This window comes from Acinetobacter sp. V89_4 (assembly GCF_029967875.1).
GTDB lineage: Bacteria > Pseudomonadota > Gammaproteobacteria > Pseudomonadales > Moraxellaceae > Acinetobacter > Acinetobacter oleivorans.
Genome location: NZ_JASCAI010000028.1, coordinates 268,551 through 294,972 on the forward strand (window position 1 = coordinate 268,551; position 26,422 = coordinate 294,972).

A 26,422-nucleotide genomic window follows, 5' to 3' on the forward strand; every position below is an offset into this window, starting at 1 on the left:
AAGCGCTAACTGGGAAAAGTTGGCGCTTTGGATAATAAGGATTAGACCATAATTAATGTAAAAAATCAGTTGTAAAAAAGTATATAAATTGTTAAATATCAATTATTAAGTATCTTGCTGAAGATTGAAAATACAATTATCTTTACTCACATGTTTGCAAACATAATAACTTTAACTTTATGAAAATTAATATTTTATACTGGAATTCTTATGTATATTCTTACCAAAGAAGGACAAGATGCTTTTTCAACTTTTATGGAAAGTTTGATAGCTCAAGTGTTTTTAGGTTCAATTTGTATATATTTACTTTTTGTAAATGATCAATTGCCTATGTTTACAGTAGATTGGGGTGTTCGCCTCATATTTTGTTTAACTATGATCTTATACCTAGGTTATTGGTGTTTTTGCAGTTTTGCAAAATTTATAAGGCCATTAAACGAAGAACTAAATAGAAGAATTAAAGAGCTTAAAATAGAAATGATAGAAAATGATTCACTTAAGCAAGCTATCAAAAATTTTTGCAGAAAGGTTAAGTTGGCTTGGGTACATGACAAAGTAATATTCTGGCAAATCTTTAGATTATTTATTGCAATTGAAGTACCTTCAATTTTCTTAATTTTTGCCTCTTCCTTAGGCGCAGCTCAGATTGCCATAGCTCTTGGATGGAAATAAAATTAATAAACTAAGCTCATCTTTAGATGGGCTACTAAATATTTCTTAATAGTAAGTTTCATAAATGGGGGAAAAAATGTTATATGGAATAGGCTTAGTTATTATAGTATTTCTATTCTTCATTTCTATCTTTGGGCTACTCAGTATCTTGGTTGCCTATATCATAGATAGTTTTTCTCAACAGGATAATTTTTATTTACAAAAAAGTAATGATCTTTTAATCAAGAATATAATGAGTTTCTTTTTTCCTTTTTTTGGAATTATTTTTATTTTTGGAATTTTTTTATTTGCTTCAGGGAATGGTATAACTTTTCTAATTGCTGTCACGACAGTGGGATTGGCAACTTCAGGATGGCTATTTACAAACTATATTTCGAGTAGAAATTCTATAAGACAGCATACTGTGACAGTTTTAACTCAATTACGCATGTCGACAGAATTTATGAAAAATGCGAATAAACTACAACCTTTACTAGAAAAAGGAAAAACTATAGATTTAGAGTATTATGATTCATTAAGCTCAAGTGAAAATACTGAAAAAGATGCTATCAGATATATATTAAATTATTTAGAGTTTGTTTCTGCAGGCATAAGACATGGTGATTTAGATGAAAAATTAGTAAGAGCTGCACAAAGAGGAATGTTTATTGGAGCATATGGAATGTGTAAACCTTATATTTTAGAGTTAAATATAAAAAATAAAACTACTTTTGAACACTTAATTGCAATTGTTGATCGGTGGAAATATTAAAATAAAATTGTGTGACTTCTGTGGAGCAAGTTGTTAAAAAACGATCTTTATAAATAGTATTATTAATGAATATATTCAAGTATTTCTGAGCACTAATATGAGAATTAAAATTACTTTTATTCTTTCCTGTTTATTTCTAGCAAGCAACTTCTACGCATCTTTTGTCTATGCTGGAGTATCAGTACGTGGTTATTATCGTAAAAATGGAACGTATGTAAGTCCACATATGCGTTCTAACCCAGATGGGCGACTTTATAATAATTGGAGTTCAGTTGGTAACGTCAATCCATATAATGGAAAGGTAGGTGCAAAAACTGCATCTTCAAGTGGCAGTTATCCTTATAATTATTCTCAATCAAATACAATCTATGATCAGTCATCTTCTAGCAATCAATATGAAGTTCCAAAACAAACTGTAGATGAGAATTTAAAAAAAGATAGTAGAGAAGTAGCTCATTCCAAAACAGATCTTGTCCCTCAGCATGTTAAGAATGAATCTATTGCAACTTATCTTTCGACAAATAAAGCTGAAGAAAAAAATATTATCGAAAATGATATTACATGGATATTTTTAACCAAAAACAATTCGGATGCCACGTATGTTAGACCTGGTGTACGTGAACATTACAGTGATGGGTACCCCATAATTTCTATGATGTTTACTGGAGTTATGAAGCCCAATGGTCGTCCCACTTGGCTAGGTAAAAGATTTATTAAAATGAAAATAAACTGTAATACTCGGCAAGCTGCATTGGTAGCGGATGCTGTTATTAACTCTGAGGGCACTGTTGTTAAAGATATAATTTATAGAGAGAAAGATAATGTAAAATGGGGAGAAATTAGTATGTTTTATAATACAAAAGAATTTTTTAAAGTGGCAAAAGTGTGTAATTAACTTTAGCAGTTTATTGAAGCTAAAGCATAAGTAATACAAAGAAGGATAATTAATAGTTATGCTTCTTTTCTTGGGAAATAATTCTAATTTTTTTATTACATATTGATTAAAATATATACAGAAACCTCGCTAAAACGAGTTGGAACGCTACAAACGCGAATGATACTTTAAGTTTCACTCTTCCCAATAAGTGAGGTGAGCAATGAAATTGTTAGCTTTGTTCAGTATGGGAGTTGCAGCAAGTTATTGGTATAAAACTATAAAAGATAGCAAGCTAACTCTTCTGAAACCTAATTTTGATGAAATAGTAAAAAACTTTGTATTAGCAGAATTTAACACCTAATACATACCGTTAATTTTAATTAAATAAAAGCTCATCGGAAGGTGAGCTTTTTTGTTTTATAGATTTCAAATTTTCTTTTAATAATAAAAAACACTCTAATGCACTTGTTTATTTAGTTGTTCTAAACTAACAATGCAGTAAAACAGGAGTGTTAAAGTATGAAATCAATAAGTGAGTACATTCCTAATGAGGAGCAAGAAGAGGAATCGTTGATTACTGCAAAAATTGATTCAGAAATTGGAAAATTAAGGAAAAGAAGGGATGAGCATTTACTATCCTATATTGATGAGGAGAAAAATATTAAGTATAAAATTCAAATAGAAAGTTCAATCAAGAGTTGATATTCGATTTTTATCGAACTGTATGATGATATTCGATTAATAAAGCTTATCTACCCTAACCAATACGACTAAAAATTCCTGACTGTTTACAGTAAATAAAGCTCGCAAAGCATCCTTATTTTGGGGGGATTTTTTCTATATGTGTTAAGCTGATCTTCATAAATTTATGGATTATTACAATGTTCATTTGTATTGGCGGTGATTTAGATGGTGAAGTTGTATATGACCGTGAAGGTACTTACTTTGAAGCCAGTGAAATAGATGCAAGTAAACAATCAACATACAACCGCCAGAGTTACTTAGTGGGCGAAAATATATATCGTTTTTGGCTTTGTGCAGAATTATCTTATTTTGAAATTACAAAAATAGCGAATGATCACTTGGCGCAAAAACATCCCTATCTTTCATAATTCACATATTAAAAATAAGCCCGCCAATTATGGTGGGCTTAATCTATCTAGGCGGAGTCGGCTAAATACGAGTTAAGTAAAAACAATTAAAAAAGCCCCTCATATCTGAGAGACTAGTCATATCAATTTTCTGGAATGAATGGCTGTAATTTCTTAAATAACTAAACAAATCAAATTGATAAAAGTAGTTAATAGTATAATAAATCAGTGCACTAATTTATTCTTTATAGTAGCAGAGCCTCAAAACAACATCCAAGGCACTGTTAATAAGAAATTATTTGTTATTAGGATCAGGTTGTTCATTATTCTCAGGCAGATCTTTTACTGTGCCTGGAACTTCTGAAGGTTGAGTTTCAGTCGGTGGTGTTGCAGGATGCTTGTTCATTTGAGATTTGATGATATTAGCGTGGTTAGTTGTATTTTGAGAAAAACTTTTAAAACCTGACATTTTTATCTTCTTATCTTCATTAGGGAGACTTGATAGTACACTTTAAAGGCCTTTACATTGCGGTAGTTTTAAGACTCATGTGTGTTGATTTGTCCAAGAAAAGATCTTTATCTCGACAACTTATTTCATAAATAAAATCAATTATATATAACCTATTGAGTCTTATCCTTTAAATTTTGAAATTACCTTATCCAACTTTCAAGTAGGGGTACACAAAGTACACATATATAAATTTTTTCCACGTTTTGGATTGATAGTTTTTTAAAAATTAATTCAAACTAGTGTCTACAAAATATTGATAGTATAAAAATATCGTTGGGCATAATATGTATGATTAAATTGGAGCATATTAATGCTAAAAGAAATTACAATTATTGATTTCCAAGGTAAAGAAAAAAGAGCGCACGCAAACTATACAGAAGTAGATACTAATAAAATCGGTCATTCATCTAGAGTTCAGAGACCCAAAGTTGAATATATTTTGTTAAAAGGTGAATGTATTTACCCTACTTTAAATTTGGTTTTCAACAGTTCCGATGGCAACAGCTATTATATAGAGTAAACATGATATGTCAGACAATTCAACAAAATGGCTTTGTGTGGGTGGTGTTCTAAGTGGTGAGTGGAGAGAGCAGCAATTAGAAGCATTTGATGTTGATCCTAATGATTTAAATACTCATAGTTATGAAGCAATGAAACTCATTAATCCTGTTACCAAGACAGAACAGCATTTCTATGTGTATACCGAGTTACAAGAACACGCATATGACAGGGCAATAAATTTTGCCTTATCCAAAAATCAATAAGAACAAGAGAGCACTTAGGTGCTCTTTTTTTTAATAAATAGTCGTTGTATTTAAATCATAGATTTTATAAGCCTAGTATTAGCAGAATTTAAAGCCAATACATACCGTTAATTTTAATTAAATAAAAAGCTCATCGGAAGATGGGCTTTTTTTTAATTTATAAATTCCCATAGAAAATTCACTTATATTGTATATTTTTCAATCAATTAAAATAAATTAATTAAAATTAATATATTGTTTTATAATGCTTTTTATCGGAAAATTTTACCAAAAGTTAAAAAAATCTTTATTTTAAATGAAGAGGTTAATGGAAACCTCTTAAATAAAATAAAGGAAATAAAATGGATATTTTAAAATTAATAGGCGGAAATCTGCTTGCCGTGGCTTTAGTAACGGGAACTCAAACAGCACATGCAGAATTTAAACGGTTTTCTGTATCTGCTGGGTGGTTGCATGTCATGCCACAAGGGAAAGCAAATCCATTCAATATAAATACTGCTGTAGCAAATGGAACCACTGCCAAAGTCGGAACTATTTCTACTTCAGCATTTATGAAATCAATAGACCCTAATGCAACATTATCAACTGGGGAAAATGCCAAAGAAGTTCTCGATATGGTATTTAGTCATCCAGTCGATGAAAACGGCAATCAACAACAATCGGTTGGTCAGTTATTAGGGCTTGTAGATGAAAATGACATGGTTTCGCCAGATATCACTGGTACAGCAACGATTAAAGGATTAGAACAATGGGAAGGTAAAGGAACAGGGCTTGAAGCAGAAGATGTAGACACTCTGGGTTTAATGTTCAATTACTATGTGAATGAGAACGTGTCTTTACAGTTAATCGGTGGGATTCCTCCAAAAGTTGATATTAAGGGGAAAGGAGAAATCAACGCGCCGTTATCTGGTTTTGCAAATCCTGAAGGATTAGCTGCTTTGGTTATAGGAGATAAGCTTGATTTATTACAAGATATTCCAATCACTAATCTGGGTAATAAATCGAAAGCTGCTACGGTGCGTGCATGGACTCCAGCATTAGAGGCTCAATATCAGTTTGGTAAGGCAGGAGTAAATAAATTTCGCCCATATATTGGTGCCGGAATTATGTATTCACGCTTCTCTAACATTAAGTTAAACGACCAAATTAATTCTGACTTAATTGCTGCGGGGCATATGATTCAGAATGTTCTAGATAACAATGCTGGTGCAGCTTTAGATGGAAAAACCTCAAGTGCAAATCCATATGTTCGGGTTAAAGCAACGGATGCGATTGCCCCAATTGTGAGTCTAGGCGCTACTTATGACATCACGCCAAATTGGTATGCCGTTGGTTCAGTGTCCTATGCAAAGTTAAATAACCGCGCAAATATTGATGTAATTGATAGCAAAACAGGTAAGCAGTTAATTCATGCCTCAACCAAAGTTGATATTGATCCTTTAATTACATATCTAGGTGTGGGTTATCGTTTTTAATATCCTCACTTAAATATTAATCTATCATTTAGGAAAATTTACGATTTAACCTGTCGTATTTTCTGTGCATAGAAAGCCCTACCAAACATCAATTATTGGTAGGGTTTTTCTTTTTTAACGTATGATATGTTGGTATCAATTATTCTATCCCTAAAAGACCACTTTACACTTATAAAGTTGATATAGTTGGCGAGAAGGCTGATGGGGTAGTTAAAATTGATATGAGGAAAGATCAAAAACAGCTTAAATATCTTTATACAATTAAAATTACGGATGAAAATCCTCATGATTTTCGTATAAGAATAGGAAAACATTGATTCATCATATCTTGCTGTTGTTTGAATCTAAAAGCAGCTATTTTCCTGATACAGCTATTGCTGTTTCTAGCACATTATCGATCATGATGTTGAGTTCATCATTACTCAAATGACTAAATTGTCCGTCAATAATTAAATAGCTTAGACCATGAACCATGCCCCAAGCTAATCTTGCCATCGTTTGGCTTTGTTCAGTATCGACAGAGGTTTGAAATGATGTTGCCGCTGCATATAGCATTCCTGTATAGAATAAATCTGTCATAGATTTTAATTTTTCATCATCTTGAGCAACAGCAAACTGGCTATACATCAGTCTAAATAAAGATGGGTTTTTAATAGCAAAATATATGTATTCTTTACCTGAGTTTAAAAAACCGGCTTTGGGGTTGGTTGCATTATGAATAGCATGCGCTTGAGCTTCTATTAATTGTTCAAAACCATATATGGCTAAAGCGGTCAGTAGTTCTTCTTTATTTGCAAAATGCCTGTAAACCGCATTTGGGGATACTCCAATCATGCGGGTCAATTCTCGCATACTAAAATCAACACCCTGACTAGATTCTAATAATTGTAAGCCATTAATAAGTAAAGCTTCTCTCAAATTACCATGGTGATAGCTAGAAGTTGGATTTATGCTCGATGTTGACACTATAAACATCCTCGTGTAATTTTAATTAAGTATACAGTGTATACATTCGTTGATACATACTGGAATTATACAAAAAATTAATCAACAGGTAGGATGTAATCGAATGAACAGGACAAGTATCCGTAATGAAATTGTTAACAATAAGCTGGTTTCTTCCGTAGTAGGGAAGTTTCTGAGTTTCCATCAAAGCCGAGTTCCCTATAGCCCAGATAATCCTTTTCTTGTAGGTCCCTTTGCGCCAGTTACTGAAGAGGTTTTTTCAAGTGATTTGGTTGTGCATGGAGAAATACCATCTTCATTAAATGGCATTTTGTTAAGAATGGGTCCAAATCCATTAGAAGTTGAAAACCCTGCAAACTATAATTGGTTTATGGGCGATGGAATGGTACATGGTCTAAGGTTAAAAGATGGTCAAGCATTATGGTATAAAAATCGATATGTAGGGACGCATCACATACATAAAAAATTAGGGCGAGAGAAAATAAAAGGTGAGCCTCGAGGTCCAGTTGATGTTGCAAATACGAATATTATTGGTCATGCAGGAAAAATCTGGACAATAACAGAATCAGGGCCGTTTCCAGTCGCTTTAGATCATGAATTAAATAGCCTTAAATATGGTTTATTCAACAGTAAAGATAATTATCCTTTTACAGCTCATCCTCATGTAGACCCAGATACGGGAGAGTTACATGCGATTTGCTATGATGCTTTACTGCCAATGCAAGTCTATTATCAGGTGATTGATCAATCGGGCCAAGTTAAGAAGCGGGTCAGTATCCCTGTTAAGCATGGGCCAATGATGCATGATTGCGGTATGACAAAAACTAAAATGCTAGTTCTGGATTTCCCTGTAACTTTTTCAATCGAGAGAATGTTACAAGGGATGCAATTGCCCTATTCATGGAATGAAAAGCACCCTGCGCGAATAGGTGTCTTACCAAAAAATGGTGATGCACAGGATATAAAATGGTTTGATGTAGATCCATGTATTATTTTTCATTCATTTAATGCATATGATCTTGAAAATGGCGATATCATTTTTGATGCTTGTGTTCACACCAAGACCTTTACTGACTCTATTCAGGGACCAGTAGATAAGCAGCTTATCCAGTTTGAAAGATGGACTTTGCAGTTCGGCACTCAAACTCTAAAACGAGAAGTAATTTCAAAAATTCCTCAAGAATTTCCTCGTCTAGATGAACGTTTTGTGGGTAAACCCTATCGTTTTGCTTATTCAATTTCTGTCGGAAATGAAGGTGAGCCAGTAGATAATATTAATTTAAAAGCAAATAATTTATTGGTCCATGATTTACTCAAAGGTGAATCCTATAAGCATTCATATGGTGATGATTATTTCACTGGCGAAGTGATTTTTTTACCAAAACACTCTGAGAGTGAAGAAGGCGATGGTTGGTTAATTTCGTATATCCATGCTTTAGACGGAATAAAGCCAAGTAAAGTCGTAATACTCGACTCCAAAAAAATTGGGCAAGACCCCCAAGCTACTATTGATTTACCTGTAAGGGTGCCTTTGGGTTTTCATGCAAATTGGGTAGATATTTAAAAAGATAGTTTAATGTGCATTCTGCTAAAAGAATGCACATTTTATATAATTAGAAAAATATTATGGTTTTGATATTTATAGATAATATTTACAAGTTTTTAGCATAATAGACTGAAAGATATGAATTTTATATGATTGAGTAAAGAAAAACCGAAGGTCACTTGATAGATTAAATCAAAATATAAGAAATATGGTAAAGTTAAAAACCTAATTCAATACATTAAAATTGATATCAAGCTATTGTAGGAAAAACATGGTTAAAATTAAACCTCACCCAGCAACAAGCGGAAATGCATCGGCTGATCGCCTTTTAACTTTGTTAACTGCTTTTAGAATAGGTGATAAATCTTTAACCCTAGCAGAACTCGCTGAACGAACAGAATTAAATAAAGCAACTATCATGCGCTTAATCGTTTCGCTAGAAGATTTTGGTTTTGTTAACCGTCTTTCAGATGGCAGATATACGCTTGCCAGCGAAGTCATGCGTTTAAATACAATTTATCAAGATGCTTTAGATTTAGAACGACATGTTGTGCCTTGTTTACAGCAACTTGTAGATGAAATTGGTGAGACAGCTTCTTTTTATGTTAAACATGGAGCATATCGTCTTTGCCAATATCGAATAAACTCTACCCATAGATTACGTGTTCATATTCAGCCAGGTGAAGTTCGGCCAATGGATGGTGCGGCAGGTGCTCAAGCATTACGGTCAACACACGAACAAGTTTTATCAAGAACTGATCCTTTTTATTCAACGGGTGTAACGGAGCCACATGCTGCTTCAATGGCATTGCCTGTGTTTGATGCTCAAAATGATGTGGTTGGCGCATTGGTTGTTTCAGGTCCATCAAGTCGTTTTACTGCGGAAATTGCAAAATCTGTGGGGGATTTTTTCTTCAAAATTGCAGATGATTTAACGAAAAGTTTAGGTGGTAAGAGTATTCGTAATTAATTCTAATATTTTAAATATAAAAAAGGGGCTAATGATTTAGCCCCTTTTTTATTCGTGTTATTTACGAAGTGCTTTGTGGTTGGTTAAACAAAACGGCTTTCTTTCTAGACATAATGAAAACCATAATAGCCGATACGAGATTTAAGGCTGCAAGTGGAAGTAGGGCTATAGCATGGCTTCCTGTTGCATCATGGATTGCGCCATAGATATTCACCATCATGCCGCCACCAATCAGGTTAGCGCATGCGCCAATTGCTGCTAGTCCAGCCGCTGTTGTAGTCGGTGACATCCATGAGGATGCTAAAGCCCAGAATGGACCTTTCACAGAATAAGCACCAATTAAAACGATACTGAGTAAAAAGATTGTGCCAATAAGTGAAGACGTGAACAAAGCAATTAATAAACCAATTGAGATCATTAATAGAGCGATTGCTGTATGCCAAAGGCGTTCATTTTTACGATCTGAGCTACGACCCCAAAGAATCATGGCAATAGAAGCTAAGCCATAAGGAATCGCATTTACTAAACCGATTTCTACATTACTCAAACCGAATGATTTAATTAATTGAGGTGCCCAAACACTCATTGTACTTCCAGCAGCAGAAGCACCAGAATAAATAATGATCATAGCCCAAATATATTTATTCTTTAGAAGTTGCCATAGTGAAATATGACCAATCGGAGTTTTTTGTTGGCGTTCAAATTGTAGTCTTTCAACTAACCAAGCTTTTTGTTCGCTATTGAGCCATTTTGCCTGTTCTGGTCGATCTGTGAGTACAAATAGGCAAGCGATACCCAGTAAAATCGCAGGAATACCTTCTAAAATAAATAGCCAATGCCATCCGCGCATGCCCATCAAACCATCTAGGGATAGTAAAAAACCAGATAATGGTGAACCTAGAAAGTTTGCCCCCGGAATTGCCACCATAAATATAGCAATCATTCGGCCTCTATAATTGGCGGGCAACCAATAAGTTAGATATAAAATCACGCCAGGGAAAAAACCAGCTTCGGCAGCGCCTAGCAAAAAGCGCATAATATATAATGAGGTGGAGCTTTCAACGAATGCTGTTGCAGCTGAAATTATCCCCCAAGTCACCATAATTCGCGCAATCCATACTTTTGCTCCAAATTTTTGCATGGCGAGGTTGCTGGGTACTTCAAATAGAAAATATGCAAAGAAAAATAAGCTACTGGCAAAACCAAAGGCAGTAGCTGTTAATCCAAGGTCTTCATTCATTTGTAATGAAGCCATACCAATATTGCCACGGTCAATAATAGCAATCACATAACAAAGCGTTAAAAAAGGCAGCAATCGCCACGCTACCTTGCGCATTGTTTCACGTTCAATCGCACTCGCTTGAGAGTATTCTGTAGACATAAAAAAATCCTTTTTTATATTCAATATTTTAATTGTTCTCGCATCTAAAAGCTTAGAAACAATTGAGTTCCATGATTAGCTATTGAGTAACTTCCAGTTAGCGATAGCTCGTGGGTTTAATAGTTGACCATCCCAAATACTCACAATCTGTTCGAGTGCTAAGAGACCGACGCGATTACGTGAATCTGTTGTGTTTGCTCCTATGTGAGGAGTAACAACTAGATTAGGTAATTCCCATAATGGATTATCTTTTTCAGGTGGCTCTGAAGAAAAAGTATCTAAACCTGCACCAGCAATTTTATTATTTTTTAGTGCATCAACTAATGCAGCCTGATCAATTAATTCACCACGCGCTGTATTGATTAAGATGCTTGAGCGTTTCATCTTTTCAAATTGGGCGTGAGAAAATAAGTGTCTATTCTCTGCTGTGAGTGGACAATGTAGGCTAATAATATCACTGGTTTCTAAAAGTTTTTCAAAGTCGTGTTCCTGTTCTACGTAATCAAGTTCTGGCAGATTTTGTAGAAACGGATCATATACTTTTACTTTCATGTTTAAGGGAGCGACTAACTTCATGAGTATGCTACCGATTGCCCCTAAACCAATTAAGCCCAGCGTTTTTCCATATAACTCCACACCATTTGCACTTGCTTTGTCCCAATGACCTTCTCTGATTCGTTGGTCTAACCACGTGACTTGTCGAGCAACATTAAACATAAGTGCAAAAGCGTGTTCGGCAACAGATTGTGCATTTGCGCCTACGGCAATAGTGACAGGAATTTTTCGTTCAGCGGCAGCTTGAGTGTCAATTGTGTCAAATCCAACACCATGTTTTGCAATCACTTTTAAATTATCTGAAGCAAAAATCATATCCCTAGAAAGTTTGCCTGTTCGAACAATGATCGCATCAGGTTGTTCATCATGGATGAGTTTTTCCATTTCATCTTTTGCCATGTAGGGTTCAGTTGGGATCAACTGAATATCATGGGATTGAGCATACAGTAACGCATCTGAAGTTAATGTTGGCCCCGTGATAAGAACTTTACGTTTCATTTTGACTTGCACTCCATTTAAGTATTTTGAGCAAAATACGTCCTTAATAATCCATATTATTAAAACGACATTTCAAAAAAATAGTCAATAGTAAAAATTAAATTTAAAAATTGGGTGAATTTTAGTTAAATTAAATTTAAAAATGAAATGACATTTCAAAAAAATACTGTCATATTAATTTGCACAAGAAAACTGGTGTAAGGGAAAAGTTATGGCAATTGGTTTTAGAGTGCTAAAAAACGACAGAAAAGTTGAGCAAAAATGGATTGAGCAATATCGAGATCTACCAGTCGCTAATGTCAGTGACTCAATGAATCGAATGACTTCAGGTGGGGCTCAATTAAGACCAATGCATAAAAAGGGATATCTTTGTGGACCTGCCATTACTGTTAAGGCGCGTCCGGGTGACAACTTGATGTTGCACTACGCTATTGATATCGCCCAAGCGGGAGATGTCATTGTGGTTGATGCAGGTGGCGATCTAACCAATGCATTAATTGGGGAGATGATGGTTGCTTATGCCGTTAAAAAAGGTATAGCCGGCATTGTTATTAATGGTGCGATTCGTGATTCGGTTGTAATTGGAGAGGGAGATTTTCCACTTTTTGCGGCAGGAGTTTCACATCGAGGGCCTTATAAAGACGGACCGGGGGAAATTAATGTTCCTATCGCAATCAATGGAATGGTAATTGAACCGGGAGACTTGATTTTAGGGGATGAAGATGGGCTTTTAAGCGTGCCATATGCGGAAGTAGAAGAAGTTTATCTGAAGGCAAGTGCCAAACATGCAGCTGAACAAAAGCAATTAGAGCAAATCGCCGTAGGTGAAAATGACCGTAGCTGGGTGATCAACAGCTTAAAACAAAAAGGATGTGAATTACCCGAATAAGGTCATTCAAAAATATTCGAGCAGGAGCGGAACTAGCGAAGTCAATGGTTGAGCTTCGTTAGGCTCTCAAAAGTTAACTCAATAATTATTAGGTCGCTAATTGAAAAATAGGAAATTTCAATTTGGTCTAGATAATTTCGTCTAAAGGAAAAGGACATGAAACGTAAAGGGATTATTTATTTATCGTTATTCATGAGTATGACTTTGCAGCAAGCCCAAGCTGAAAGCGAAGGTAACTCAGCGCTAAATGAAAAAATAATTAAATTACAACAGCAAATAGATTATTTGATGGAGCAGCAGAATTTAAATAAAAATAATGGATTGAATAAAGTACCTGATTTGGTTCAAAACAAAACATCAAACACCGAAATGCCCGTTACGGCTGACCAAGCTAAAATTAAATTTTATGGAAATATACGGGTTGATGCCGCATATGATTTTGAAGGTTCAACGCGTTCTATTGCCAATAAAACAGGGTCAATACCATTAGACAATTCAAACTCACCAAGTAAATCATTAAATGTTTCTGCTGCAACTTCACGTGTAGGAGTGGATATCGTCAAGCCGACCTCGAAAGGAGATTTGGTTGGAAAACTAGAAGCTGATTTCATGGGAAGTGGCGGAGATAACGGTAATGGTTCGGTTCGGGTTAGACATGCTTATATTTCACTAGGAAATTGGTTGATTGGTCAAACCACTTCACCTTTTGTGAATAGTGATACAGCTCCAAGTTTGGTTGATTTTACAGGCGCGATGGGTACAGGAACTCAGCGTAATATCCAAATCCGTTATCAGCACGTTGTTGATGCCAAACAAAAATTATTAGTCGCTTTGGAAGGCGGTGATGTTGAAAATAAAAATGTAGAAGGCGGCAGCCGTTTTCCTGCATTAACCATGCGATATGAATTTAAGAATCCAGATTTTTTGGTTCAATTGCACGGTATGCTTCATGAAAATCGAGCAGTTTCTGACACGAATGAAGAGCAAACTAAACTTGCTTGGGGAGCTGGATTAGGCACAAAGTATAAGCTTTCTGAAAATGACTCACTTGTATTCAATTACTATCACATAGCGGGTGATAACCGTTACATGCTGTATTCAAAAGATAATGATGCGTTCTACTTTGATCAAAATCGAATGTATTTAAGTGAATTTGATTCTGTCGAGTTAGGGTACATGCGTAAATGGAATGAAAATTTACGCTCTTCTTTGTCCGCTGGTAGCCTTGTCTATAAAGATTCAAATTTTTCAGAAAATAACCCTGATCAAAATAAAAGGCTAATCAATGCAAGCGTCAATTTATTTTGGACGCCTGTAGAGAAAGTCGATCTTGGTGTTGAATATACCTATGGTAAGAGAGAAACTTTTTCAGATTTAGAAGGGAAGTTATCTCGAATCAACTTATTAGGTCGATACAATTTTTAATGTAATCACAGCCACTTTAATAGCAAAAGTGGCTTTCTTTTATCTGATTAGGACTAATATTGTGGAACAAATTAATTATGCAAATGCAAGATCACAATTTTCAAAAGTCATGGAAAGAGTGCTGTTAGGTTACGCCGTAAAAATTACGCGAAAAGAGAAAGACTCTGTGGTTCTAATCAGTGAAAAGGCATATCTTGAATATAAAAATGCGATGTTTGAGCTTAATAAATTAAAAAACAAAGCTTTTTAACTCCCAACGATCCGCTTCTCAAGCATCTCCATAAAGGTTTTTAAAATAATATTGTGGTTTTTGCCCTTGTGAGTAATTAAACAAATGGGGGTGCTGTAATGCATTTTTTCTTTTGAAACAGCTTGCATAAAACCATCTTCAACCCATTTTTTTGCATAATGATCGGGTAAAAAACCTAAGAATTTCCCCGTTAAAATCAGAAATGCGATGCCTTCACGGTCACTTGCCGTCGCTTTACAGTCTAAAAGCTGGTGCAACTTTGCCGCTTCAGGTGTGATTGCATAATTGGGAAGTACAGCTTGCCATTTTTTTAATTCATTTAAATCCATCTTGTTACACTTGCCAAACAAGGGGTGGTTTTTACCGCAATATAAAAATGAACTTTCGCTATATAAATCAAAATAGTCTAGGCCAGACAGCGGAGTTACAAGGGGAATTGCTCCCGCATGTAAACGGTTATCTAGCACACGGCACTCAATATCTGAAAGTGTGCTCATGCTAATGTTAATGATCACTTCAGAATGTTCTTCGGCGAGTTGTGCCAGCGTATTGGTAATGTAGCCACTTGGCATGGTCACGAGGTTATTAATAATACCTATATTAAACTCACCCTTTAGACGGTTATGCATTTGATTGACTTTGGAGCGAAAGTCTTCGATAGAAGCGGTGAGCACTTCTATATATTCTAAAATTTCACGACCTTCATCAGTTAAGGCAAACCCTGCGCGGCCACGTTGGCATAGCCGAATGCCCAGACGATTTTCTAAATCACTCATATGCAAACTAATCGCAGAGCGGCTAATACCAAGAATACTTTCGGCAGAAGTAAAGCTGTGACAGTCACAAACCGTTTTAAATATTTTAAGTAATTTAATATCAAAATCAGTGACTTGATTTAATTTTTTAGGTTTCATTTAGTTTTGTTTTTTTAAATCTAAACTCAAGATAATTTGAATTTATCAAAACTATAGTGCTATGTACACTCAAAAAATAGCCTCAAAACAAGAAGAGTGATTATGTTTGATATCGACAAATTAACTGATGACGATACAGCATCGGAAACCGTTCAATTAAATGCTCAGATGAGCTTAAATTATCAAGCGCATTGGATGCCATTTTCTGCAAATCGTAATTTCCATAAAGATCCACGTATGATTGTCGGTGCTAAGGGATCATATTTAATTGATAGCACTGGCCGTGAAGTCTACGACTCATTATCAGGTTTGTGGACTTGTGGTGCTGGACATACGCTTCCTGAAATTCAGCAAGCCGTAAGTACTCAGTTGGCAAAGTTGGATTACTCACCGGCATTTCAGTTTGGTCATCCATTGTCGTTTCAATTGGCTGAACGAATTATTCAGCTTATGCCTGAAAAATTGCAGCATGTGTTCTTTACCGACTCAGGTTCAGAGTCTGCCGACACCGCAATTAAAATGGCGCGTGCCTATTGGCGAATTAAAGGTAAACCAAGCAAAACCAAGTTGATTGGTCGCGCACGTGGCTACCATGGTGTAAACGTTGCGGGGACAAGTCTGGGTGGTATCGGTGGTAACCGAAAAATGTTTGGTCAGCTTATGGATGTAGACCACTTACCGCATACCTTGCAGCCCGATTTAAGTTTTACTAAAGGCTGTGCTGAAACTGGTGGCGTAGAGCTTGCCAATGAAATGCTTAAGTTAATTGAGCTACATGATGCATCTAATATTGCCGCAGTCATTGTGGAGCCAGTTTCAGGTTCGGCAGGATGCATTGTGCCGCCGACTGGTTATTTAAAACGTTTAAGAGAAATCTGCGATCAACACGATATCTTACTTATTTTTGATGAAGTCATTACTGGTTTTGGGAGAATGGGGACTTGGACGGCTTCAGAATATTTTGATGTTACGCCAGATATTTTAAATTTTGCCAAACAAATTACCAACGGCGCTATTCCACTAGGTGGCGTGGTGGCAAGTCATGAAATTTATGATGCCTTTATGCAGCAAGATTTGCCAGAACATGCGGTTGAGTTTACCCATGGCTATACCTATTCGGCGCATCCGGTTGCCTGTGCGGCTGCGTTAGCGACGCTCGATGTTTTAGAGAAGAAAAGTTTAATTCATCAATCGGCTGCTTTGGCTCCAAACTTTGAAAAACTTCTACATGAATTAAAAGGCGCTCCAAACATTCTTGATATACGCAACTGCGGGCTGATTGGTGCTGTGCAATTAGCACCACGTGATGGCGATGCAACGATTCGTGGTTTTGAAATTGGCATGCAACTTTGGAAAGCGGGTTTCTATGTCCGTTTTGGCGGAGATACGCTTCAGTTTGGCCCAATGTTTAATAGCACTGAGGCAGAGTTGCAGCGACTCATGAATGCCGTGGGTGAGGCAATTTATCAAGTGAAATAACACTGATCGGCTTAAAACTTAATTGGAAAAGATGAATAGACACAAGGAATAAAGATGAACACTTTAGAGAATTTTGACAGTAACATGGTTGCCAACACAGAAACAGATTCAAGTCAGCAAACCGTTAAAGTGGTAGGGCATTTTATTGATGGTGGACTCGTCACTAAAACTACCAAGAAACAACCTGTTTATAATCCTGCGACTGGCGAAAGTACAAAAGAAGTTGCACTTGCAAACGCTGAGCTGGTCAACCAAGTGGTTCAAATTGCAGAGCAAGCTTTTCCAGCATGGCGTGATACACCAGTGATTAAACGTGCGCGTGTGATGTTTAAATTTAAGCAATTACTCGAAGAAAATGCTGACAAGCTTTGCCAACTCATTGGAGAAGAACACGGAAAAATTTGCCATGATGCCAAAGGTGAATTACAACGTGGCATTGAAAATGTTGAGTATGCATGTGGTGCGCCTGAGTTTTTAAAAGGTGAATATTCAAAAAATGTGGGCCCAGATATTGATTCGTGGAGTGAGTTCCAACCGTTAGGTGTGGTTGCAGGTATTACGCCTTTTAACTTTCCTGCAATGGTTCCGTTGTGGATGTTCCCAATGGCAATAGTTTGCGGTAATTGTTTTATTTTAAAACCTTCGGAAAAAGCGCCTTCGGCTGCCTTATTTTTAGCGGAGCTTTTAAAACAAGCTGGCTTGCCTGATGGTGTTTTTAGCGTTGTAAATGGTGATAAAGAGGCGGTTGATACGTTGCTACACCATCCTAAAATTCAAGCGGTTAGCTTTGTTGGTTCAACGCCTATTGCAGAGTACATATACCGTACGGCAACGGCGAGTGGTAAGCGCTGCCAAGCTTTAGGCGGAGCAAAAAATCATGCGATTATTATGCCTGATGCCGATATTGATAACGTCGTGACTTCTTTATTAGGTGCAGCGTTTGGTTCATCTGGCGAACGTTGTATGGCGTTATCTGTCGCAGTTGCAATTGGCGATGAAGTTGCGGACGTTGTGATAGAAAAATTAAAACAAGAAATGAAACAATTGAAGTTTGGGCACTATGCAAATGAGCGTAATGACTTCGGACCGCTCATTACGCAAGCACATAAAGACAAAGTACAAGCTTTTATTCAAAGTGCAGAGCAACAAGGTGCTAAAATTGTTGTGGATGGTCGTGATGCAAAACCGGCAGGTTATGAAAACGGTTTTTTTGTTGGGCCGACTTTAATTGACCAAGTTTCGCCAGACATGACAAGTTACCAGCAAGAAATATTTGGTCCTGTTTTACAGGTCATTCGTGTACAAACCATGCAAGATGCAATGCAACTGATTAACGACCATGAATATGGTAATGGAACGTGTATTTACACTCGTGACGGTGAGGCTGCACGTTATTTTACGAGCAATATTCAAGTCGGTATGGTTGGGGTCAATGTGCCATTACCTGTACCAGTTGCGTATCATAGCTTTGGTGGTTGGAAGCGTTCATTGTTCGGTGATTTATATGCGTATGGGCCAGATGGTGTGCGTTTTTATACACGCCGTAAAACCATTACCCAACGTTGGCCTTCAACGCAAGTCCGTGAAGCCAAACAATTTGCGATGCCTACATTAAATTAATCAATAAAAGGGAAAACTCTGATTTTCCCTTTTTTGTTTCGTACAAGTTGGAGAAGTACATTTTTAAGACGGTTTTAAAATCAGTTTGTCAATTTGAAGGAATCGAATATGAACAATGATAAAACAATAAAATTAAGTGAAGGACTTTCTAATCGACATGTCACCATGATTAGTATTGGTGGTGTTATTGGTGCAGGTTTATTTGTAGGCTCTTCTGCGGCAATTGCAAAAGCAGGGCCTGCTGCCGTACTTGCTTATATAATTACAAGTATTTTAGTTTTTCTGGTCATGCGCATGCTGGGTGAAATGGCGGTCGCGCAACCTGACACAGGTTCATTTTCTACATATGCCCGTAAAGCAATTGGCCCTTGGGCAGGGTTTACGATTGGATGGCTATATTGGTGGTTTTGGGTGTTGGTGATTCCCATTGAAGCCATTGCTGGAGCTGAAATTTTACACGCATGGTTCCCGCAAATTTCTAGTGCCGTTTATGCATTTGCCTTTATTATTTTACTCAGTCTAGCTAACTTTTTTAGTACCAAAAGCTTTGGTGAATTTGAGTTTTGGTTTGCACTCATTAAAGTCATTGCGATTGTAGTATTTATTATCATTGGAGCAATGGCTGTATTTGGAATGTGGCCTTTAGCAACAAATGTCAGTGGGGTTGGCAACCTATTTTCAAATGGTGGTTTTATGCCACACGGAATGGGCGGTGTTTTATCAGCCATTTTAATCTCGGCATTTTCATTTTTTGGAATAGAAATTCTTTCTATTGCAGCGGCCGAATCTAAAAATCCAGAAGAAAAAATTAAACGTGCAACGAATTTAGTGCTTTATCGAATTATTTTATTCTTTGTTGTTTCGATTTTTCTTGCTGTTGCTTTGGTCGACTGGCGTTCGCCAGACTTACAAAAATTCGGCACCTTTCAATTTGTATTAATGAGTTTAAATGTTCCCGAGACTAAACTGATTATGGACGCCGTCGTTTTCATTGCGGTTGCAAGCTGTATGAATGCTGCGGTTTATACCTCGTCTCGAATGTTATTTGCTTTAGGTACACGCCATGAAGCACCGAGTGTTGTAACAAAGATTAATAGAGCAGGTGTGCCGACTTCAGCTGTATTTTTATCGACTTTGGTTGGTGTGATTTGCTGTGCGGTGAACTATATGTTTCCAGGCCAAGTCTTTGGATTCTTGCTATCCACCACAGGCTCAATTGCTTTATTGGTTTATCTTGTAATTGCATTTTCACAACTACGTTTAAGACATAAATTGGAAAAAGAGGGTGCAGCTATATCTTTTAAAATGTGGCTGTTCCCTTGGTTAACGTGGTTTGTGATTTTAGTGATTATGACGGTTTTAGGTTATATGTTCTTATCACCAACCTATAGTTATGAAACTACTTTATCATTAGGTGTAACTTTATTGGTGGTCATTTGCGGGTTGTTTGTCACGCGAAAGCGTAAAGCAACCAGATCGGTTGCCATGAATTTAGATTAATTAAAAAAAGAGTTTATAAAGACTTTGTGTAGTGAAATTTTATTCATCTATGCAAAGTCTTTTTGTTTTTATTAGATTTTTAATGGTGTCTATTTAAATATTCTATTCAGAAAAAAGTTCAAAACATACTCTTCTTAACCATTGGTTGCTTGGTGTTTGATGAACTCGTGCATGCCAGTGCTGCTTTACGCTATAAGTCGGAAAATGATAAGGCGGTTCTAAAACTTTTAGACCACCTCTGACTAAAAGCACCTGACTTAAATAATGAGGAATGGTCGCAATCGCATCTGTGTCTTGAACAACCAAGCCAACCCCTAAATAGCTTGGCAAACGAACCAGAATATTCCGGTTTACTCCCAGTTTTTGTAACTCATGCTCCAGCACGTAGTGCCCACCCGTTGCAAAAATATCGACATGTAGTTCTTGGCGAAATTCTTGGTCTGAAAGCGTTGCACCTGTAAGCCTCGGGTGTTCTTTACTGGCAATACAAATGTAACGTTGCTGGAAAAGCGTTTGCTGATAAAAACCTGCTTCGAGTTGAGGCAAAAAACCAATGGCTAAATCAATGTCTCCATTTGACATCATGACTGGTGTATTGGCATCAATAGGGACAATTTCTAAGCGAATATTAGGTGCATGTGCACGTAAATAATTGATCAGTTTAGGTAATAAAACCAGATGGCTAATATCAGTCATGCTGATTTTAAATTGATAATTTGAAGTCTGTGGATCAAATTCAATATTGTAGTTTTGAACCAGTTTCAGTCGGTTCAGAATTTCTACAACCAGCGGATATATTTGTTTAGATAACTCAGTAGGTTGCATCTTATTTTCAATACGTACAAAAAGTGGGTCCTGAAAATGCTCACGTAATTTATTTAACGCAATACTTAAAGTCGGTTGTCCAATTTCAAGCTGTTCGGCAGCTTTAGACACACTACTATGTTTATAAATTTCAAAGAAAATTTGTAAAAGTCGAGTATCAAGATCAAACACTTTAATTTCCTTGTATTGATTTTATCAATACAGACTATTGTTTTTTGTGCATGGATTCAACAATTTTCGATTGTTACATTGATAATCAAGGAAGAATAGGCTGTAAAAGTACAAAGCATTCTTGTACAAATTGGCCTTAAATAGAGGATCTGAAATGGAACAGTTAGCAACGTTAGATGACTTGCCAAAACGTTATCTTGGTCAACTTGAAGAATCAAATTTAGTCCCTTTATGGCCAAGTTTACGCAATGTATTACCTCCGCATAAACCGATGCCGCAGACCGTAGCAACCGCTTGGTATTTTCAGAATATTAAACCTTTATTGCTCGAAGCAGGTGAGTTAACACCAATTGAAAAAGCTGAACGCCGTGTATTGGTTTTAGCCAATCCCGGACATGGTCTGGAAAATATGAAAGCCAGTTCAGTCATGTATCTTGGCATGCAGCTTTTGTTGCCAAAAGAATGGGCGCCATCACATCGACATACCCCAAATGCAGTGCGCCTGATTGTTGAAGGTGAAGGGGCTTATACGACGGTTGAAGGTCAAAAATGCATGATGGAGCATGGGGATTTAATCCTTACGCCATCAGGGCTTTGGCATGAACATGGACATGATGGCGATGAGCCTGTGATCTGGTTAGATGTGTTGGATTTACCTTTGGTTTATTACATGGAAGCTTCTTATGTACAACCGGGTGAAATCCAAAAAGTGACCAGTGCTGGAAATGCTCATCATTATGGAACGGGCATTGTACCAACTGCACATTTTACCCGTGAAAATGCCTCGTATCCGATCATGCGCTACTCTTGGAAAGAAACCAAAAAAGTTTTGCATGCGCTTGCAGATGATAAAAACCATCAAGCTCCAATTCAGGTGACTTACATTAATCCTGAAACTGGTGATGACTGCCAAAATATTATTGGTTATTCCGCTTTAATGCTCAGACCAAATGAAACTTTACAGCTCCAACCGCGCTCTACTGCCCAAATTTTTCATGTGATTGATGGTCAGCTCCAAGTCAAAATTGATCAGAAAGATTTCAATTTAAATAATGCTGATACGGCATGTGCGCCATGTTTTTCTCATATTGATTTAATCAATACCTCTGATCAACCATGCTATTTGTTTATTGCAGATGAAGCGCCCTTACAACGGAAACTGGGTTTGTACTCTGTGCGTGAGCGCCAGTAAATAGAATATTTTATAAGGATATAAATCATGTCAAATACTCAACAACCGATATTAATTGCTGGTGGTGGCATTGGCGGGTTTGCAGCTGCACTCGCTTTGGCAAAACAAGGCTTTAAGGTACAGGTTTTTGAACAAGCGCCTGAAATTGGTGAGATCGGTGCAGGTATCCAACTAGGGCCGAATGCTTTTCATGCCTTTGATGCGCTAGGAATTGGTGAAATTGCTCGCAGTAAAGCGGTCTATACCGACTATATGGTTATGCACGATGCGATTGATGAATATCAGGTCGGCAAAATTCCAACCGATGAAAAATTCCGTGAACGTTTTGGTAACCCATATGCAGTGATTCACCGTGCCGATATTCATGGTTCATTGGTCGAAGGCGCTAAACAATACGGCAACTTGGAAATTATCACTAATTGTCATATTCAAAAAGTTGACCAAGATGATGCTGGCGTAACGATTACCGATCAAAACGGGAAACAATATCATGGTCAGGCACTTATCGGTGCTGATGGAGTTAAATCTGTTGTGCGTGATACCTACGTGGGTGACCCAGCATTGGTTACAGGTCATGTGGTTTACCGTGCTGTTGTACCTGAAAGTGAGTTTCCTGAAGACTTGAAATGGAATGCAGCTAGTATTTGGGTCGGGCCAAATTGTCACCTTGTGCATTATCCACTACGCGGCGGAAAGGAATATAACGTTGTGGTGACGTTCCATAGCCGTGAGCAAGAACAGTGGGGCGTAACCGATGGTTCTAAAGAAGAAGTGCTGTCTTATTTTCAAGGAATTTGCCCGAAAGCTCGTCAATTGATTGAGTTACCTAAAAGCTGGCGCCGCTGGGCAACCGCAGACCGTGAGCCGATTGAAACATGGACTTTTGGCCGTGTGACATTACTTGGCGATGCAGCACATCCAACCACGCAATATATGGCGCAAGGTGCATGTATGGCGATGGAAGACGCCGTAACTTTAGGTGAAGCGTTACGTGTTACCAACCATGACATTTTAAAAGCTTTTGATATTTATCAAAAAGCACGTGTGGCACGTACAGCACGTATTGTTTTGTCTTCACGTGAAATGGGCAAAATTTACCATGCTAAAGGTGTACAACGCTTGGTTCGAAACGATTTGTGGCGTGGACGTCCTACTGAACGTTTTTATGATGCAATGGAATGGTTATATGGCTGGAATGTCAATAACTGCCTTGATGCAGTGAAAAATTATCAAGGAAATGTAGCATGAAACTCTATAGCTTTTTCCGTAGCGGTACATCGCATCGAACTCGCATTGTGTTGAACCTAAAGGGTTTGGCTTACGAAGCAACTTATATCTCGCTCGCTAAAAATGAACACCATCAAGCTGCTTTTAAAGCTTTAAATCCGCAAGGGTTTGTACCAGTAATTGAAACTGAATCAGGAAACTTGTTGCAAAGTCCAGCCATTATCGAATGGCTAGAAGAACAATATCCCGAACCAGCTTTATTGCCTACAGATGCATTGGGTCGTGAAAAAGTCCGTGCTATTGCTGCATTAGTTGGATGCGATGTTCACCCCTTAAATAACAAACGTGTTCTTGAATATTTACGCCAGAACTTAGGGCTGGATGAGGCACAAATCAATGCATGGTGTGCCAAGTGGATTCAGGATGGATTTGCAGCTTTAGAGCATATTTTGGAACAAGACCAGAGTCGCGAAAAGTTTTGCTATGGCAATCAACCTACTATTGCAGATGCCTATTTAGTTCCACAAGTCGTTTCTGCCGAGCGTTTTAAAGTCGATTTATCGGCTTATCCAAACATTAATGAAATTTACCAACATTGCATGACCTTAGAAGCATTTCAAAAAGCAGCACCTGAACAGCAGGCCGATGCATTTTGAGTCGTGATTAACTTAATAGAAGGAATTTAACATGTCATTTATTTTTGAACCAATGACCACTGCGGGTCTATTTATTCACGGCTCAGAGCATAAATTTCCAGTACGCCGTGTGTATTGTGTCGGCCGTAATTATGCTGCTCATGCACGTGAAATGGGTTTTGACCCGGACCGTGAACCACCATTTTTCTTTTGTAAGCCAAATGACCTTGAATCGGTTGTTCCGGTAAATACAGATGCGGTTGATATTCCATATCCATCTGAAACTTCAAATTTTCATTATGAAATTGAGTTGGTTGTTGCAATTGGTAAAGATGCCAAAAATGTATCGGTTGAGGATGCAGTGAACTATATCTACGGCTATGCCGTCGGTTTAGATATGACCCGTCGTGACTTACAGATGGCAATGCGTGAAAAAGGTCGTCCATGGGAAATCGGTAAAGCTTTTGATTTTTCTGCACCAGTTGGCCCAATTCATCCGATTACTCAAACGGGTGAAATCAATAATGCCGATATTCATTTAACGGTAAATGGTAAAACTGAACAGCACAGCGATGTCAGTCACCTAATTTGGTCTGTGGCCGAAACGATTGCCAATTTATCTACGTTATTTGAATTAAAAGCAGGTGATTTGATTTTTACAGGAACTCCAGAAGGCGTGGGTGCTGTAGTGAAAGGTGATGTTATGCGTGCAGACATTACTGGACTGACTGGAATTACGGTGAATGTCAAATAAATCAAATTGATCTGATTTATTGAAATAGGTGCTCAACCTAAATAAAAAATACAGTTGGGCACCTTTGCTAAGGATTGCATATACGCCAATGTATTGGCGAAAGGAGCTCTCATGTCTCAAAATTCTATAGACGTACAAAGTTTCATTGATGAAATACCGCTATCGTCTTTGCAAAAATTAATTATGTGGTTGTGTTTTTTGATTGTTGCGATTGATGGTTTCGATACCGCAGCAGTTGGATTTATTGCACCTGCTTTAAAGGCAGAATGGGGGTTGCAAGCAACAGATTTGGCACCTTTATTTGGTGCTGGCTTATTTGGACTGATGGCCGGCGCACTCATTTTTGGGCCGTTATCCGATAAATTAGGCCGTAAACCGATTTTGATTGGTTCAGTCATTATGTTTGGAATTGCCAGTGTTTTTGCCTCTTTTTCAGCAGATTTACAAACTCTGATTATTTGGAGATTTCTCACTGGTTTGGGCTTAGGTGGGGCTTTACCTAATGCAATTACTTTGACCTCTGAATATGCGCCTACATCTCGTCGCTCTAATTTAGTGACCATGATGTTCTGTGGTTTTACTGTAGGTTCCGCTCTTGGTGGTATTTTTTCGGCTCAGCTACTTCCTCATATTGGCTGGCACGGTATTTTGCTCATTGGGGGAGTATTACCCTTAGCAACAGTACCTTTCTTATATTTTTTATTACCTGAATCTATTCGATTTTTAGTGCTTAAAAAGAAGGGCACCGAGAAAATTGAAAAGATTATTCACCGTATCGCACCGCATTTAAATAGCACTCCTACATTGGTTCCAACAGTCAATGAAGTCGAAAAATCAAGTTTGAAAGATTTGTTTAATAAAGGCTTTGCTTTGGGCACTTTTTTGATTTGGTTTACCTTTTTTATGAGCCTTCTCATTATTTATATGATTTCAAGTTGGATGCCTACTTTATTGACCAATGAAGGCTTTAATTTATCCAACGCGTCATGGCTGACTTCAATTTTCCAAATAGGTGGAACTATTGGTGCCATTGTCTTAGGCCTACTGATGGATAAGATGGATGCAACCAAAATTTTAAGTACGGCTTATGTTTTTGGTGGTTTTTTCCTGATTTGTTTAGGGTTTGGAATTGAGCAGGCAAATACGGTTTTATTGATGTTCGCCATGTTTGGGGTAGGTGCAGGAATTAGTGGTTCGCAAGTGGGAGCAAATGCTTTTGCATCTAGTTTTTATCCAACACATTGCCGTGCAACAGGGGTAAGTTGGGCCAATGCAGTAGGGCGCTCAGGTTCGATTGTGGGATCGATTATGGGCGGCTGGTTAATGTCGTTAAATCTCTCCAGTTTTGAAATTTTAAGTATTTTAGCGATACCTGCATTTTGTGCCGCGGTTTCGTTGTTACTCATTAAACGTTTAAAGAAAAATCGGTCTCAAGTTTTAGTCGCTTCGAATTGAGATAAGGCTATCGCACCGAATAAATATAT

28 protein-coding genes and 1 pseudogene are annotated in these 26,422 nt (G+C 37.3%); 23 read left to right on the top strand and 6 right to left on the bottom strand.

What is annotated here, in order from left to right:
- The first annotated feature begins 210 nt into the window (after window positions 1–210).
- The 6 genes from QLG01_RS12940 (at window position 211) to QLG01_RS12965 (ending at window position 3,412) form a co-directional block, all read left to right on the top strand.
- Window positions 211–672: a hypothetical protein gene (locus QLG01_RS12940; RefSeq protein ID WP_282496618.1), complete on the top strand. Its 462-nt coding sequence runs from the start codon at window positions 211–213 to the stop codon at window positions 670–672.
- Between the two features lie 76 nt (window positions 673–748).
- On the top strand, window positions 749–1,423 hold the full coding sequence (locus QLG01_RS12945) for a DUF4760 domain-containing protein (RefSeq protein WP_282496619.1): 675 nt from the start codon (window positions 749–751) through the stop codon (window positions 1,421–1,423).
- Window positions 1,424–1,520: 97 nt separating this feature from the next.
- Window positions 1,521–2,318, top strand: coding sequence for a hypothetical protein (locus QLG01_RS12950; RefSeq protein ID WP_282496620.1), 798 nt, complete (start codon window positions 1,521–1,523; stop codon window positions 2,316–2,318).
- Window positions 2,319–2,520: 202 nt separating this feature from the next.
- On the top strand, window positions 2,521–2,661 hold the full coding sequence (locus QLG01_RS12955) for a hypothetical protein (RefSeq protein ID WP_013197772.1): 141 nt from the start codon (window positions 2,521–2,523) through the stop codon (window positions 2,659–2,661).
- A 158-nt stretch (window positions 2,662–2,819) separates the two neighbouring features.
- The gene (locus tag QLG01_RS12960) at window positions 2,820–3,002 is read left to right on the top strand and encodes a hypothetical protein (protein WP_005305647.1); all 183 of its coding nucleotides are present in this window, start codon (window positions 2,820–2,822) and stop codon (window positions 3,000–3,002) included.
- A 179-nt stretch (window positions 3,003–3,181) separates the two neighbouring features.
- Window positions 3,182–3,412 carry a hypothetical protein gene (locus QLG01_RS12965; RefSeq protein ID WP_005305644.1) on the top strand — a complete coding sequence of 77 codons (231 nt, stop codon included), beginning with the start codon at window positions 3,182–3,184 and terminating at the stop codon, window positions 3,410–3,412.
- Window positions 3,413–3,686: 274 nt separating this feature from the next.
- Here the strand turns inward: QLG01_RS12965 and QLG01_RS12970 are convergent, their stop codons facing one another.
- On the bottom strand, window positions 3,687–3,860 hold the full coding sequence (locus tag QLG01_RS12970; RefSeq protein ID WP_005305641.1) for a hypothetical protein: 174 nt from the start codon (window positions 3,858–3,860) through the stop codon (window positions 3,687–3,689).
- A 352-nt stretch (window positions 3,861–4,212) separates the two neighbouring features.
- On the opposite strand from QLG01_RS12970, the gene QLG01_RS12975 reads away from it, so the two are divergent.
- The 4 genes and pseudogenes from QLG01_RS12975 to QLG01_RS12990 all read left to right on the top strand — a co-directional run.
- The gene (locus tag QLG01_RS12975; RefSeq protein ID WP_005305637.1) at window positions 4,213–4,422 is read left to right on the top strand and encodes a hypothetical protein; all 210 of its coding nucleotides are present in this window, start codon (window positions 4,213–4,215) and stop codon (window positions 4,420–4,422) included.
- Window positions 4,423–4,429: 7 nt separating this feature from the next.
- Window positions 4,430–4,666, top strand: a complete 237-nt coding sequence (locus tag QLG01_RS12980) for a hypothetical protein (RefSeq protein ID WP_013197775.1) — start codon at window positions 4,430–4,432, stop codon at window positions 4,664–4,666.
- Between the two features lie 341 nt (window positions 4,667–5,007).
- Window positions 5,008–6,141 (top strand): OmpW family outer membrane protein, encoded by a 1,134-nt coding sequence (locus tag QLG01_RS12985; RefSeq protein WP_282496621.1) that lies wholly within the window; start codon window positions 5,008–5,010, stop codon window positions 6,139–6,141.
- A gap of 137 nt (window positions 6,142–6,278) precedes the next feature.
- Window positions 6,279–6,458: pseudogene (locus tag QLG01_RS12990) on the top strand (hypothetical protein); the annotation flags it as partial.
- A 37-nt stretch (window positions 6,459–6,495) separates the two neighbouring features.
- On the opposite strand, the gene QLG01_RS12995 reads toward QLG01_RS12990, so the two are convergent.
- Entirely contained in the window at window positions 6,496–7,107 is a 612-nt protein-coding gene (locus QLG01_RS12995; RefSeq protein ID WP_282496622.1) for a TetR/AcrR family transcriptional regulator, read from the bottom strand.
- Between the two features lie 103 nt (window positions 7,108–7,210).
- Between QLG01_RS12995 and QLG01_RS13000 the strand changes: the two genes are divergently transcribed.
- Window positions 7,211–8,671, top strand: coding sequence for a carotenoid oxygenase family protein (locus tag QLG01_RS13000; RefSeq protein ID WP_282496623.1), 1,461 nt, complete (start codon window positions 7,211–7,213; stop codon window positions 8,669–8,671).
- 253 nt (window positions 8,672–8,924) lie between these two features.
- Window positions 8,925–9,623 carry a helix-turn-helix domain-containing protein gene (locus QLG01_RS13005; protein ID WP_151823072.1) on the top strand — a complete coding sequence of 233 codons (699 nt, stop codon included), beginning with the start codon at window positions 8,925–8,927 and terminating at the stop codon, window positions 9,621–9,623.
- 61 nt (window positions 9,624–9,684) lie between these two features.
- Here QLG01_RS13005 and QLG01_RS13010 read toward each other — a convergent pair whose 3' ends face one another.
- Window positions 9,685–11,004: an MFS transporter gene (locus tag QLG01_RS13010; protein ID WP_151767562.1), complete on the bottom strand. Its 1,320-nt coding sequence runs from the start codon at window positions 11,002–11,004 to the stop codon at window positions 9,685–9,687.
- Window positions 11,005–11,079: 75 nt separating this feature from the next.
- Entirely contained in the window at window positions 11,080–12,069 is a 990-nt protein-coding gene (locus QLG01_RS13015) for a hydroxyacid dehydrogenase (protein WP_080973570.1), read from the bottom strand.
- A 199-nt stretch (window positions 12,070–12,268) separates the two neighbouring features.
- On the opposite strand from QLG01_RS13015, the gene QLG01_RS13020 reads away from it, so the two are divergent.
- The 3 genes from QLG01_RS13020 to QLG01_RS13030 all read left to right on the top strand — a co-directional run bounded on the left by QLG01_RS13020 (window position 12,269) and on the right by QLG01_RS13030 (window position 14,621).
- Window positions 12,269–12,946, top strand: a complete 678-nt coding sequence (locus QLG01_RS13020; protein WP_199943145.1) for an RraA family protein — start codon at window positions 12,269–12,271, stop codon at window positions 12,944–12,946.
- A gap of 156 nt (window positions 12,947–13,102) precedes the next feature.
- Window positions 13,103–14,371 carry a DcaP family trimeric outer membrane transporter gene (locus QLG01_RS13025; protein WP_282496624.1) on the top strand — a complete coding sequence of 423 codons (1,269 nt, stop codon included), beginning with the start codon at window positions 13,103–13,105 and terminating at the stop codon, window positions 14,369–14,371.
- Window positions 14,372–14,432: 61 nt separating this feature from the next.
- Window positions 14,433–14,621 (top strand): type II toxin-antitoxin system Phd/YefM family antitoxin, encoded by a 189-nt coding sequence (locus QLG01_RS13030; RefSeq protein ID WP_078220864.1) that lies wholly within the window; start codon window positions 14,433–14,435, stop codon window positions 14,619–14,621.
- Here the strand turns inward: QLG01_RS13030 and QLG01_RS13035 are convergent.
- Window positions 14,618–15,535 (bottom strand): LysR family transcriptional regulator, encoded by a 918-nt coding sequence (locus tag QLG01_RS13035; RefSeq protein ID WP_282496625.1) that lies wholly within the window; start codon window positions 15,533–15,535, stop codon window positions 14,618–14,620. The genes QLG01_RS13030 and QLG01_RS13035 overlap by 4 nt on opposite strands.
- A gap of 96 nt (window positions 15,536–15,631) precedes the next feature.
- Here QLG01_RS13035 and QLG01_RS13040 point away from each other — a divergent pair, with 96 nt between their 5' ends.
- The 3 genes from QLG01_RS13040 (at window position 15,632) to QLG01_RS13050 (ending at window position 20,134) form a co-directional block, all read left to right on the top strand.
- Complete coding sequence (locus QLG01_RS13040; protein WP_282496626.1) at window positions 15,632–17,014, top strand: aspartate aminotransferase family protein; 1,383 nt, start codon at window positions 15,632–15,634, stop codon at window positions 17,012–17,014.
- Window positions 17,015–17,068: 54 nt separating this feature from the next.
- Window positions 17,069–18,634 (top strand): CoA-acylating methylmalonate-semialdehyde dehydrogenase, encoded by a 1,566-nt coding sequence (locus tag QLG01_RS13045; protein ID WP_282496627.1) that lies wholly within the window; start codon window positions 17,069–17,071, stop codon window positions 18,632–18,634.
- 108 nt (window positions 18,635–18,742) lie between these two features.
- The gene (locus QLG01_RS13050; RefSeq protein WP_005305585.1) at window positions 18,743–20,134 is read left to right on the top strand and encodes an amino acid permease; all 1,392 of its coding nucleotides are present in this window, start codon (window positions 18,743–18,745) and stop codon (window positions 20,132–20,134) included.
- Window positions 20,135–20,236: 102 nt separating this feature from the next.
- Here QLG01_RS13050 and QLG01_RS13055 read toward each other — a convergent pair whose 3' ends face one another.
- Window positions 20,237–21,130 (bottom strand): LysR family transcriptional regulator, encoded by an 894-nt coding sequence (locus QLG01_RS13055; RefSeq protein WP_192835590.1) that lies wholly within the window; start codon window positions 21,128–21,130, stop codon window positions 20,237–20,239.
- A gap of 154 nt (window positions 21,131–21,284) precedes the next feature.
- Here QLG01_RS13055 and QLG01_RS13060 point away from each other — a divergent pair, with 154 nt between their 5' ends.
- The 5 genes from QLG01_RS13060 to QLG01_RS13080 all read left to right on the top strand — a co-directional run bounded on the left by QLG01_RS13060 (window position 21,285) and on the right by QLG01_RS13080 (window position 26,393).
- Window positions 21,285–22,322, top strand: a complete 1,038-nt coding sequence (locus QLG01_RS13060; protein ID WP_282496628.1) for a cupin domain-containing protein — start codon at window positions 21,285–21,287, stop codon at window positions 22,320–22,322.
- A 27-nt stretch (window positions 22,323–22,349) separates the two neighbouring features.
- Complete coding sequence (locus QLG01_RS13065) at window positions 22,350–23,570, top strand: 3-hydroxybenzoate 6-monooxygenase (RefSeq protein ID WP_282496629.1); 1,221 nt, start codon at window positions 22,350–22,352, stop codon at window positions 23,568–23,570.
- A complete protein-coding gene (gene maiA / locus QLG01_RS13070) occupies window positions 23,567–24,205 on the top strand; it encodes a maleylacetoacetate isomerase (protein ID WP_013197796.1) in 639 nt (212 codons plus the stop codon). Before QLG01_RS13065 ends, maiA begins: the two co-directional genes overlap by 4 nt.
- Before the next feature lie 31 nt (window positions 24,206–24,236).
- The gene (locus QLG01_RS13075; RefSeq protein ID WP_167563540.1) at window positions 24,237–24,938 is read left to right on the top strand and encodes a fumarylacetoacetate hydrolase family protein; all 702 of its coding nucleotides are present in this window, start codon (window positions 24,237–24,239) and stop codon (window positions 24,936–24,938) included.
- 111 nt (window positions 24,939–25,049) lie between these two features.
- Window positions 25,050–26,393 carry an aromatic acid/H+ symport family MFS transporter gene (locus QLG01_RS13080; RefSeq protein WP_282496630.1) on the top strand — a complete coding sequence of 448 codons (1,344 nt, stop codon included), beginning with the start codon at window positions 25,050–25,052 and terminating at the stop codon, window positions 26,391–26,393.
- The last annotated feature ends 29 nt before the right edge of the window (window positions 26,394–26,422 follow it).